Origin of the sequence: Sphingobacterium cavernae (genome assembly GCF_008520265.1) — a bacterium.
GTDB classification, from domain to species: Bacteria; Bacteroidota; Bacteroidia; order Sphingobacteriales; family Sphingobacteriaceae; genus Sphingobacterium; species Sphingobacterium cavernae.
Genome location: NZ_VIQM01000076.1, coordinates 1 through 12,523, shown reverse-complemented (window position 1 = coordinate 12,523; position 12,523 = coordinate 1). Strand labels below are relative to the sequence as shown.

Sequence of the window (12,523 nt, the reverse complement as noted above, 5' to 3'; positions counted from 1 at the left end):
AACTTGCATTGTCCCATTTTATGTATTAGCCTTTACGCGCTAATTCTATTTTTGTTTCCATTTCGCTGACGATTTTATCGATATCCGATCCACTACCTGAGGACTCAAAACGGATAAATCCTTCTTTGTCAATTACAACTTTGTGTGGAATACCTTTAACGCCGTATGCTGTAGTCGTTGCTTTTTCTCTATCTTTCATTTCATCAAATAAAACGTGGAACGTGTAATTATTCTTCGTGATGAATTGTTCAACAAGCTCTTTGTAGTTTTCTTCGCGTTGCCACGTGTCAATAAATAAAAACTCAACTTCTTTGTCGTCTTTGTATTTGTTAACAGCTGCTTGCATACCAGGAAAAGAATTGATACAAGGACCACACCATGTTGCCCAAAAATCCAATACCACAACTTTTCCTTTAAGATCTGCCAAAGACACTGTTTTACCTTCTCTATTGACCAAAGAAAATGCTGGAGCCTCTTTTTTGATCATTTCAGCTTTGTATTTTGCTAAGTTAGCTTCTTTGATTTCAGAATCTAATTTCGCAGAATATACGTTGAAATCACTTTTGCCGTTGTTCAATTTAGCATACAAAGATTTTAATAACTCTTCTGAATCTTTGCTCTTGCCATTTTTCTGAACAAACTTTTCAAGTAATAAAAATGCGTCTAATTCTTTACCAACTTTTGCGTAAGAATTTGCTAAACTCAAGTTTAAAGTCGTATTAGATGCAGCGTTTCTGTTTGATTTCAGTTGCTCTTCAATACTTGCAATAGCTTTTTCATAATTTCCAGTTTCATATAACGCTTTTGCGTACGAAGAATTTAGTACTGGCAAGTAATTTGCACCTACAGTTTTATCTTCTTTCGCTTTATCGATAGCTTCTTCTAGAATCGGTAATGCATTGGCATAGTCTTTATTTTTTGCAAGTTCGTTTGTTAATCCATATGCACTTTGAATGAAATTTGCGCTGTTTTTGATTTTACTTACGTATTCATTTGCTTTTGCTAGGTTATTTTCTTTGAAATATAATCCTGCTAATTTTGATTCAGCATTTCCATATAATCCTCTATCTTTTTCTTCAAAATTGCTCGAAGGGTATTTTTTCAGAAACGCATTGTAGTTTTTCTCTGCTTCTGAAGCGGTAATGTTTTCAGCATTAAATACACTTTCAAAGGCTTGCGATCTTGCCTTCAAACCTTTGGGAAATCTTTTAAGAAGTGATTTATCAATTTTTTCGACTTCATCATTTTTCTCTAAAAATGCATAAATACGCGATCCAAAGTTGACAAAGTTTTCATTTTTGCTTTCCACCAGATATTTGGCTTCCACGAGCATTTGATTTTTAGAATCATCATCGCCTTTTTGAGCTAGTGAATTTAGTTCTTTAGAAATTTCATCTAAAGTTATACCCTTTTTTTTGGCTAATTGTGCATTCGCAGTCTGTACGGACACGCATGCACCTAATATTGCTAAAGATAGTATGGACTTTTTCATAATAGATTTGTATGTTAAACAAAATTATTATTTAAAAACCAATGAAACACACAGAAGATAATATTCAATATTAATTCTATGTATTCAAAAATAAATTTACGTTATACGTAGGTAATTTATTGTAAAAGTAATTTTTAAATGTAAATTTTTCTGTTTATGGTAGATATATCAATAATTTTTATTTTCGAATGCAAAATTTGTATTTCATATTAAAGTTGTATTCTTCTCCGGGTTCGAGGATAAATTGAGGAAAGTTTGATTGATTTGGACAATCTAAATGATGTTGTGCTTCAAAACAAAATCCTCCATTTTGTAAATATTTTTTTCCTGTTTTGCCAATATCATCCGAAAGGTAATTTCCTGAGTACAGATGTACTGTGGGATAATCTGTGTATAGTTCTAAGCTGATTCCCGATTCCGCACTATAAGCTGATGCCGCGACTTGACTAAAGGCATTTTCGTTTGCGTAACTATGATCGAAACCTTTCGCAAAATGTAATTGCTGGTCTTCTGCACCTATTTTATCGGCAATTCGAGTTTGCTCTCTTAGATCAAAAGGAGTGTCAACCACACTTTTTAAATTTCCTGTAGGCAATTGACTTTGATTGATTTCGATGAACTTGTTGGAATTTATTTGAACAAAATGATTTAAAATATCACCGTTGCCTTCACCATTGAGGTTGAAATAAGCGTGATTTGTCAAATTGACTATTGTACGTTTGTCAGAGGTAGCTCTAAAATTAATGAGGATCTCATTGTCATCAGTCAATTCGTAGGAAACTGTAATTTTAGCTTCGCCTGGAAATCCAGCTTCTCCATCTGGTGAAACATAATAAAAGGTTACCTTTTTTCGAAAATTCACTTGTCTATCCCACACCTTTGTGTGAAAACCTTCAGGACCCCCATGCAGACAATTTGAGCCATTGTTTTGTGGTAATGTGTATTCTTGCTCATCCAGCACAAATTTTCCATTCCCAATACGATTGGCAAATCTTCCGATTGTAGCGCCATGGTATATTTCTTTAGCATCCAAATAGCCTGCGATACTATCGAATCCCAAGACAACATCTATTAGACTCCCATTTCTATCAGGAACTAAAGCACTCACCAATCTCGCACCATAATCTGTTAATGCAATTTGCATTCCAGCTCTATTTTTTAACGTAAATAGATGGGTGTTTTTTCCATTGAGGCTGCCCTCAAATTTTTCTGTATCGGGTATCGTATAGCGTGTGCTCATTAGATTTGAAGTTTATAGATTTTGCTAAAAATAATAAAAAACGTTGACAAGGTGAAGAAAAGGAATATTTGTATTATATTTAAGCTTATGGAGAATAGATTCGTTTACCTAGCGTTTGCAGTTCTAGCAATATTGTTGTTTGTATATACATTCATTTTTGTTGATGAAACACATCAATTTGTGTTAAATGCAGGTTGGGAAACTAATTTAATAGAGGCCAAATGGCTTTTTTATCTTGTCGCAGGGATTGGTATTTGTTTATGGATTTTCTATCATTTTTTTGGTACAATATTATACAGCGAAGGACTGATTTATCTTCATGTAATCTCTTATTTTATATTAACTATTGTGTTAATCCTTTGGGACAATAACGCATTTTCTCTTCAGGAAGCTGTAGAATCACAGTCCTATAATTCTGTTCATGATTTACGTAGTGATTACCATGATATTAGTGATCGTGAAACCATTTATCGATCCTTATTTTGGTTATTACTTTTGATTCAACCAATAGGATTGGTAAACTTATTAATGGGATTTATGAAGTCTAATCCTAAGTAACGCGCTCGCGTTGTAAGTCAGAAAACGTATATTTGTACTTTGTATAATCCGATATTTTAATGAACTGGAAACAACTTATATCTGCCAAACGGTGGGGTTATGAAGAACGTGTACCATACGAACAATTTGACGCAAGGTCAGAATTTCAACGCGATTATGATCGCTTGATTTTCTCCTCACCATTTCGTCGTTTACAAAATAAAACACAAGTTTTTCCATTGCCAGGAGCTGTTTTCGTTCACAATAGATTAACGCATAGTTTGGAAGTAGCTTCTGTTGGTCGCTCGTTGGGTAGATTGTTTTATAATTTGATGAAACAGGAGAATCCTAATATCGACGAGGAGGTGCCTTATTTGCAAGAAGTTGGGAATATCATTTCGGCTGCATGTTTATCACACGATCTAGGAAATCCAGCATTTGGTCATTCTGGTGAGGCTGCAATCTCTTCTTATTTTACGGAGGGAGCAGGTAATAAATACCAAGAACAAGTTTCACCAAAGCAATGGTCAGATTTGACACACTTCGAAGGTAACGCCAATGCGCTTCGTATTTTGACGCATGCTTTCAATGGCAAAGATCCTAAAGGTTTTGCTTTGACCTATGCAACATTAGCTTCTATTGTTAAATATCCGTGTGCTGCAATTGATGGTCATGTAAAAGGTAATCACCACCGCAAGAAATATGGTTTTTTTGAATGTGAAAGATCTTCATTCGAAAAAATAGCTGTTGAATTGGGGTTAGAGAAGGATCCTACGAATGCAAACGGCTATTTACGCCACCCATTGGTGTATTTGGTAGAAGCAGCAGATGATATATGTTATAATATCATTGACTTGGAAGATGCCCATCACCTTAAAATACTATCTTATCAGGAGGTGGAAGATTTGTTGTTACCATTATGTGGTGGCGAAAGTCTAAAATCTCGTTTGGACAGTCTAGGCGATCCAGGTTCTCGTGTAGAATTATTGCGCGCAAAAGCGATAAATACGTTAATACACGGCTGTGCTTCAGTGTTCGTCAAAAACCAAGAGAAATTTTTGTCTGGTACTTTTCAAAGTTCTCTAGTTGATGCTTTAGATACGAATATTGTGCAACAAATGAAAAAGATTGAGAAGGTTTCAGTAGCACGTATTTACAATGCACCTACAGTTGTACAAATCGAAATAGCAGGTTATAAAGTCATGAATGCGTTATTGGAGGAGTTTATACCGGCATATTTAAAGACCAATAAAACTATGTTTGATAAAAAATTGGTGGCTATGATTCCAGAACAATTTCATACTGATAAAGAAGATGCATATTCTAAAATACGGGCTGTATTGGATTTTGTATCTGGTATGACAGATGTCTACGCTGTTGATTTGTACCGTAAAATAAAAGGGATTTCAATTCCTTCATTAGATTAATTTTTAGATTAGAGATTGGTGTGTATTTGGTCGATTAGGAGTCTCATTACTAAATACTCACTACTCAATACTAATATATGAAAGTAGTAATAGCAGAAAAACCTTCGGTTGCACGTGATTTGGCACGTGTAATGGGTGCGAAGGATGTGAAAGATGGATATATTGAGGGCAATGGATATGCATTTACCTATGCCTTTGGCCATTTGGTGCAATTGTGTACACCTCAAGCGTACGGCTATAACACTTGGTCTGTAGCGAATTTGCCAATTATTCCAGCGAAATTTGGTTTGGAAGTAAAGAAAGTTCGTAAAGACGGTAAGCAAATTGATGATTATGGTGCACTAAAGCAAGTGAACATTATCAAAAATTTGTTGGAGAAGGCGGAAGAAATTATTGTGGCAACGGATGCTGGGCGCGAGGGAGAATTGATTTTCCGTAATATTTATTATTATTTAGGTTCAAAAGTACCTTTTAAGCGTTTGTGGATTTCTTCGCAAACAGATAAAGCCATCAAAGAAGGTTTTGCCAAATTAAAAGATGGTTCAGAATACGATAGTTTGTACCAGTCAGCACGATCGCGTTCGGAATCAGATTGGTTGATCGGTATTAATGCTACACAGGCGATTACATTGGCGGCAGGCAATAAAGGTTTGTTGTCTTTGGGACGTGTGCAGACACCGACATTGGCGATGATTTGTTCGCGCTATTTAGAAAATAAAGATTTCAAACCACAGGCTTTTTATAAAATTCAAGCTGGTTTTGAGAAGGATAATATTTCGTTCAAAGCGACTTCAGATAAGATTGATAAAAAGTATGTCGCAGAAGAAACCGTAGCTAAAATTACAGTTGGTTCAGAAGCGAAAGTTGTGAAAGTCGAAGCAAAAGAGACGAAAGAGCAACCTCCATTGCTTTTTGACTTGACGTCATTGCAACAGGATGCCAATAAGAAATACGGCTATTCGGCAGATCAAACGTTGAGTATTGCACAGACGCTATACGAGAAAAAGGTCATTACCTATCCTCGTACAGGTTCTCGTTATATTGGTGAAGATGTTTTCGAACAGATCGAGCCCTTATTCCAACATTTGGCGGATACAGCGGAGGAAGGAATTGCTGCTATCTCGCGTAATCTAATTGGAGCAAAGCTCAATAAACGTTCTGTAGATGATAAAAAAGTAACAGATCACCACGCGTTATTGGTGACGGATGAGAAGCCAGGAGCGATGCTTAAAGAGCAGCAAAATATCTACAATATGATTGCGAAGCGTATGGTTGAAAGTTTTTCGGAAGTTTGTTTGAAAGATATTACGACCGTAACGATTGATGCAGCAGGAGTAGAGTTGATTGCAAAAGGTACGGTAATTCGTCAATACGGCTGGCGTTTGTCAGCGGATCAGGTTGAAATGCCTGATGAAGATAAAAATACGGACGATCAAGACAATGAAAATGCACAGTTGCCTAAGCTGTTGGCGGAAGAAATGTTGGAGATTCTATCCTTAGAATTGTCGGAACGCTTTACCAAAGCTCGACCTATTCATACAGAAGCTTCCTTGTTGAAAGCTATGGAAACTTCGGGCAAGGAAATCGAAGACGAGGAGATGCGTCAAGCCATGAAAGATTGTGGGTTAGGCACGCCTGCAACACGTGCAGCGACTATTGAAACATTATTCCAGCGCGATTACATCAAACGTGACAAAAAGAAATTGATTCCGACGGAAAAAGGGTTAGCTGTGTATAATTTGGTTAAGGATCGTTCTATCGCGAAAGTGACATTGACCGGTAAATGGGAACAGAAACTGGAAGAAATGCGTGCTAATAAAGTGTCTTATGATGTCTTTATGAAGCATATCAAGGATTATACAGTTAAAATAACCAAAGAACTTTTGCAGCTTCGTATGTCGATTCCGCAAGAGGAAATAAAACCCCAACAAAAAGGAAAGATTAAATGTCCGAAATGCCAGCCGGGAAATATTCATTTGTTCGATAAAGTTGCGCAGTGCGATCATTATGCACGGGGTTGTGATTTTAAGATTTGGCGCACCTTGAATGGTGTTTTCCTCGAAGAGAAAGAAATGAAAAATCTCCTCGAAAAAGGTAAAACTTCCGAACTCAAAGGTGTTAAAACCAAGGAAGGACAAACTGTTATTGCACCTTTAGTATTTCAAGATTTTAAGGTGAATGTGGGGTAAGTAAAGTAATTTCAGTTATGAAAAAAATATTTATTTTCTCTGGTTTAGGGGCTGATAAAAGAGTTTTTTCAAAGCTTAATTTAGAAGAGTTTGAAGTTGTACATATTGATTGGTTACCATCTATAAAAAATGAAAGTTTAAGCAATTATGTAAACAGATTAGCTGAATATTATCGAATTCCAGTATCGGGTGCTAATGTTTTAGGAATTTCATTTGGGGGAATGTGCATTGTTGAACTCGCAAAAACATATGATTTTAATAAGATTGTTTTAATTTCTACAGCAATAAGCAGTTCCAATTTACCATCATATCATAAAATATTTAGATACTTTCCAATCTATAAACTATTTCCATCTCAATTGATAGTGACACCAACTAGAATTCATCATTTTCTGTTTGGTGTAACTGATGCAGTGGATAGGAAATTGCTCAATGCAATTATACGAGATTCGAACTCTGGATTTTTCAGATGGGCATTGTACTCAATTCTAAATTGGGATAGCTTAGAAATACCAAAAAAATTTCTTCATCTTCATGGAGACAAAGATGTATTATTCCCATTATAAATTGTAATTCAGTAAGAAGGATAGCTGGCGGAGGTCATTTGATGATATTAACTCATCATAATGAGATTTCTATTTTAATTAAAGAATATTTGAATGAATAATAACGTCATATATCGTTTTATTGCAATCAAAAGAATTACAAATTTAACTCGCTTTTTATCATCCCTTTCACCAAGAAATATTGTGCGATGACATAAGTCATCATCACAGTTAAGCTACCTAATAAGGATTTTTGAAAGAATATATTTATTGCCAAAATGGAGTCCGATAGAACAAAAAATCCAGCACCAATAATTAGCCATTTTATATTTGTGCCAAGAGCTAAATACAACATTGTACCAATGGTGATTGCATACAAAATCACAGGTATTTTCAATGTTCCTAAATGCGGATATAAGAAAGCAATCCAATTATAAATATTAGAATAAGAGGAATTAAAAGTAAATTCTTATTACGAAATAATTCTTTGAATGTAAGGATATAGAGAATATGTGCGATTAAAAAACTACTTAATCCAGCTATAAATCCTCCCGAAAACATTAAAAATAAATCTCCTAAAAAACTTAGTACTAAACCAGAAATGAATAACCAATTCTTCTTATTTACGCTCCAAATATAATAGCTAATGAGAATAGGAATCAATAAAGGTTTTGTAAATAATCGAAAGTTTGAACTTAATTCAAAACCAATGATTACTTGATCAAGAATAAAAACGATTATTAATAAGAGCAGGAGTACTCGTTTCATTTTATTCTGGAATCAATTCTTTTCTGTCCAATACTTTATTTAATTGTTTCATATCCAATTCGTTTTCCCACTTAGAAAGTACCAGACCAGCTGTAGCATTTCCGATTATATTGGTCAATGCGCGTGCCTCACTCATAAAACGGTCTATACCAAAAACAATAGCAATCGATTCTACAGGAATATGTCCGACTACAGGTAACGTTGCTGCTAGAATAATAAAACCGGACCCTGTAACACCTGCTGCACCATTGGAAGTAATTGTCAAGACAAATAATAAGAACAATTGCTCGCTCAATCCCATGGGTTGATTGATAGCCTGTGCTAAGAATACTGATGCCATGGTCAAATAAATAGCTGTTCCGTCCAGATTAAATGAATAGCCAGTAGGTATCACAAGATTTACAACGGATTTATTACAGCCTGCTTTCTGAAGCTTTTCCATGATTGCGGGAAGTACAGATTCAGAAGAAGATGTCCCCAACACAATCAAGAGTTCTTCCCTTATGTAGCGAAGAAATTTCCAAAGACTAATTTTATTGCGGTATAATATCAATCCAATAAATACGAAGATATAAATCAAGCAGGCCACATAAAACCACAACATCATCATACCTAAGGATTTCAATATGTCTAAGCCATATCGTCCAACAGTAAATCCGATCGCGCCCATTGCACCCAAAGGCGCAACTTTCATTATCATTTTAATGACCAGGAAAATACCATCCAAAAAAGATTGCAATACCACTTTGACAGGTTCTGCTTTTTCGCCCATTTTAGCAAACGCAAATCCTAATAGAATAGCAAAAAAAAGTACTTGAAGAATATTGCCCTCAGCGAGAGAGCCAATAATATTATTTGGAATTATATTCAGAAGAAACTGAACAACACCTTTTTGCTCCTTACCACCTTCTATAAAATTGCCAACTTGACTCGTATCTAGATGTTCTACATTGATATTCATACCTTCACCTGGCTTCGCCAGATTTATCACAGCTAGCGCAATGAACATGGCTACAAACGTGGTTATCTGGAAGTAAATCATGGAGCGAATGCCAATTTTACCCACTTTTTTGACATCCTGCATGCCAGAAATTCCCAGCACGATACTGCAGAAAATCAAAGGCGCTATTATCATTTTGATAAGCTTAATAAATCCATCACCAAATGGCTTTAAAGCAACGCCCATATCGGGATAAAAGTGTCCTAATGCGACACCAATTAATATGGCTACAATAACTTGGAAATAGAGCGTTTTGAATAGCTTTTTCATCAAAATGTTTTGGTTATAGGTTTATGCATCAATTTATGCGCCTAAAATAACTTTATTTTTCAGAATAAAAAAGCAGGTTAGATTTTAAGGTTTTTTATCTAACCTGCAACTTCTTTACCTCGAAACCAAAATATTTTGTAGTGCACTTTCAATTGTCGGAAATTCAAATTTAAAGCCTTTATCGATTAATTTTTCAGGGAGTACCCATCGACTTTTTAGCAACAATTCAGTTTCAGTACCAATGATTAGAGCCCCTATTTTCAACATCCACGTAAGGGAAGGCAATCCAATCGGAATTTTCTTAACTTCTCGAAATGTCCGCATAAAGTCTTCATTCGTAACAGGTTCTGGTGCAGAGCAATTAATAATACCTTTGATGTCACTTTCAGTTTCTACATATTGAATTATTTGAAATAGGTCTTCAATATGTATCCAACTAAACATTTGTTTGCCATTACCTTGTTTGCCGCCCAAACCAAATTTCACCAGATTCTCGAAAGGAGTCATTACGCCGCCATCTTTACCTAAAACAATTGCCATTCTAAGTGCAACCTGTCGTGTATTCTGAAGTTGAAAATCAAAAAATGACTTCTCCCATTGCTGTGCTACCTCAACTGAAAAACCTGTGCCTATTTCTCCATTCTTTTCCGTCATTGGTCTATCTATTGCATGGCGATATATAGTAGCAGTACTTGCATTTATCCATAGTCTGGGCGGATTATGACATTGCAAAATAGCCTTTCCAAGAGTCTCCGTGGTCTCTGTTCTCGATGAGAAAATTTCTGCTTTATTTGTCTCATTATATCGGCAGTTTACGGACTTACCAGCCAGATTAATCAAAAGGTCGGCATCTTCTAAAGCATTTTTAATGGCGTTAAAATCTTCCCAAATTATATCTGCATAATTACGAGAAATGGTAACTACATTATATCCATAGCTTTTGAATCTCTCGATTAAATACTTGCCCACAAAACCTGTTGATCCAGCGATGATGACCTTTTTCATATTGTCTTAATTAATGTGCTACTTCCTCTTATCTACGTTGTTTTGCAATTCTTTTACCTCTGAAGAATAAGAACATATTTAAAAACAACATGATACCTAAGTAAATGCTAAAACCTCCAATTTTATAGCTCAATTGCTCAATCATGGTTTGGATTTTAGCATGGTCTAGATACATTTCTAAAATGTATAATGCGAATCCAATGTTCAGTAAGTAAAATCCAATTCTGAATAAATTGTTTGTTGCTAGAGCTACATCTGCCCTACCTTGAAAAATATCATTCATATAGACCAAGCTATTTTTGAATAACACATAAGCAACATAATATGTAAGTCCTATGGCTATTGGCAGATAAATACTGTACGCGATTACTGTTAAATTTTCCATAATTATAATTTTTTAGTTGTGAATTGTTTCTTTTGCTGTTTAGATATAAAATAAATGATCAACATATTATTGTAATGCAGTAGGGACAATATCAAAATCAATAAACCTGATTTTTGAAGTGTGCTGCTTAGCATTTCGGTAAGATTATTTACAGGTTGCCAATAACTGAATTGAATAATTGCATAGCCTATATTAAAAAGGTAATACGCTGTCAACAACAGATTATTTGTGGTGTCTGTAATATCTTCCCGTTGATTGAAAAATGATAAAATAAATATTCTTCCATTGCGGTGAAATAATCTACCTACCCAAAAGATGATGTAAATCGTGAGTACAGAAAATAGGGCGTATGAAAGGATATTGTAGTTCATCTTTTTAAATAATGAATTTGAATAATTTGATGAGTAAATCTGCTCTGTTGGAGGCAAAGACTTTATTGGCGATTTTTTCCAATTGATCAGTAAGCTCCTGAATTTCTTTTACCGTATTGTGAAATTCTTTACCATCATCCGAAGTTTCCTTTTCCGTCGCAACAGTTATTTCTTTAAGAATATCCATTACAGGATCTAATTCTTTCTTCTTACGCATGATTGCAATTTTCATCGCCCATTTTAATACCTCTTTCTCGGCGACAAAATATTCTTTTCGATCTCCAGCGATATGCTTTTTGTAGACAATACCATAGTCTATCAATTGTCTGATACTCATATTGGCATTGCCGCGCGATATAGTTAATGTTTCCATGATTTCGTCTGTCGAAATAGGATTACTGCTGGATAGGAGTAAGGCGTGAACTTGTGCTACTGACTTATTAATTCCCCATTCGGTGCCCAATGCGCCCCAAGTGTCTATAAATTGTTGTTTTGCTTCTTCGAGTTTCATGATATGTTTTATTTGTATCAATTTCGTTATTCAAATATAATTATATTTTCTAAACTTTCAATAATTATTGAAAATAAAATAAATTAAATTTTCGTCAGTTCATCGTAATAAGGAAAAGTAAGGATTTATTAACGTGTGAATTGTATTACCTTTGCTGGCGATATGACAACAAAACTTTACAATCCATTCTTAGATTTCAAATTTGATAATACGACGTGTTTTTTGACGGGCGAGAAGCTCGCTTCTGTAGATGAGAAGATTCAGGTATTTCCTGTGTGGATGATGCGTGCTTTTGAGTTGGAGGAGAAACCATTTAAATTATTGGATGAAAGTTTTGTGACGTACAAACAATTGCAATTGCCTTGTGCGGCGGATACTGCTTTTGCCTTTGAGCAGGTGGAATCGCAGGTGGAAAATACGATGAATTTGGGTTATGCTGCGGTAAAGGAACTGTCACAAGAAACCTTATTTCATTGGGTAGCTAAGATTTTGTACGGGGTTGTTTTCAATGAGATTCAAGTAGGCATGCGTCAAGCTGTATTGTCAGGAGAACCAATGAACTTCTCCCAGGCGTTAGTACATAAATTCCGCAATCTTCATGCGATGTTACAGTCTATTTTAGTGCCTATGGAATTTGAGAATAAGAATCCATTTACGGTGCAAATTTTTGAAGTAGACAATGCGGAAGATACATTTTTGTACCGAGACGAGATCAATACATTAATTTTTTCATTAAGAATGAAAGATTTTGCCATCATTGCTACAATGCAAGACAATGGTACA

At 35.2% G+C, this 12,523-nt stretch carries 11 protein-coding genes and 2 pseudogenes; 5 read left to right on the top strand and 8 right to left on the bottom strand.

Annotated elements, in window-relative coordinates; genetic code table 11:
• Window positions 1–25 precede the first annotated feature (25 nt).
• Entirely contained in the window at window positions 26–1,492 is a 1,467-nt protein-coding gene (locus tag FLS47_RS14260) for a redoxin domain-containing protein (protein WP_149915030.1), read from the bottom strand.
• A 178-nt stretch (window positions 1,493–1,670) separates the two neighbouring features.
• Window positions 1,671–2,732: an aldose epimerase family protein gene (locus FLS47_RS14255; protein ID WP_149915029.1), complete on the bottom strand. Its 1,062-nt coding sequence runs from the start codon at window positions 2,730–2,732 to the stop codon at window positions 1,671–1,673.
• Between the two features lie 87 nt (window positions 2,733–2,819).
• Between FLS47_RS14255 and FLS47_RS14250 the strand changes: the two genes are divergently transcribed.
• The 4 genes from FLS47_RS14250 to FLS47_RS14235 all read left to right on the top strand — a co-directional run bounded on the left by FLS47_RS14250 (window position 2,820) and on the right by FLS47_RS14235 (window position 7,451).
• Window positions 2,820–3,290: a hypothetical protein gene (locus tag FLS47_RS14250; protein WP_149915028.1), complete on the top strand. Its 471-nt coding sequence runs from the start codon at window positions 2,820–2,822 to the stop codon at window positions 3,288–3,290.
• A 59-nt stretch (window positions 3,291–3,349) separates the two neighbouring features.
• Window positions 3,350–4,696, top strand: coding sequence for a deoxyguanosinetriphosphate triphosphohydrolase (locus FLS47_RS14245; protein WP_149915027.1), 1,347 nt, complete (start codon window positions 3,350–3,352; stop codon window positions 4,694–4,696).
• 77 nt (window positions 4,697–4,773) lie between these two features.
• The gene (locus tag FLS47_RS14240) at window positions 4,774–6,885 is read left to right on the top strand and encodes a type IA DNA topoisomerase (protein WP_149915026.1); all 2,112 of its coding nucleotides are present in this window, start codon (window positions 4,774–4,776) and stop codon (window positions 6,883–6,885) included.
• Between the two features lie 17 nt (window positions 6,886–6,902).
• Window positions 6,903–7,451, top strand: a complete 549-nt coding sequence (locus FLS47_RS14235; RefSeq protein WP_149915025.1) for an alpha/beta hydrolase family protein — start codon at window positions 6,903–6,905, stop codon at window positions 7,449–7,451.
• 136 nt (window positions 7,452–7,587) lie between these two features.
• Here the strand turns inward: FLS47_RS14235 and FLS47_RS18625 are convergent.
• From FLS47_RS18625 to FLS47_RS14200, 6 genes and pseudogenes are all read right to left on the bottom strand, one after another.
• Window positions 7,588–8,198: pseudogene (locus tag FLS47_RS18625) on the bottom strand (lysoplasmalogenase).
• A 1-nt stretch (window position 8,199) separates the two neighbouring features.
• Window positions 8,200–9,468 carry a C4-dicarboxylate transporter DctA gene (dctA, locus tag FLS47_RS14220; RefSeq protein ID WP_149915023.1) on the bottom strand — a complete coding sequence of 423 codons (1,269 nt, stop codon included), beginning with the start codon at window positions 9,466–9,468 and terminating at the stop codon, window positions 8,200–8,202.
• Between the two features lie 114 nt (window positions 9,469–9,582).
• Complete coding sequence (locus FLS47_RS14215) at window positions 9,583–10,473, bottom strand: TIGR01777 family oxidoreductase (protein ID WP_149915022.1); 891 nt, start codon at window positions 10,471–10,473, stop codon at window positions 9,583–9,585.
• Window positions 10,474–10,501: 28 nt separating this feature from the next.
• A complete protein-coding gene (locus FLS47_RS14210) occupies window positions 10,502–10,858 on the bottom strand; it encodes a hypothetical protein (protein ID WP_149915021.1) in 357 nt (118 codons plus the stop codon).
• A 2-nt stretch (window positions 10,859–10,860) separates the two neighbouring features.
• Window positions 10,861–11,229: a hypothetical protein gene (locus FLS47_RS14205; RefSeq protein ID WP_149915020.1), complete on the bottom strand. Its 369-nt coding sequence runs from the start codon at window positions 11,227–11,229 to the stop codon at window positions 10,861–10,863.
• Between the two features lie 4 nt (window positions 11,230–11,233).
• Window positions 11,234–11,740 carry a GbsR/MarR family transcriptional regulator gene (locus FLS47_RS14200; protein ID WP_149915019.1) on the bottom strand — a complete coding sequence of 169 codons (507 nt, stop codon included), beginning with the start codon at window positions 11,738–11,740 and terminating at the stop codon, window positions 11,234–11,236.
• A gap of 162 nt (window positions 11,741–11,902) precedes the next feature.
• Between FLS47_RS14200 and FLS47_RS14195 the strand changes: the two are divergent.
• Window positions 11,903–12,523 (top strand): annotated as a pseudogene (locus tag FLS47_RS14195) (hypothetical protein); the annotation flags it as partial.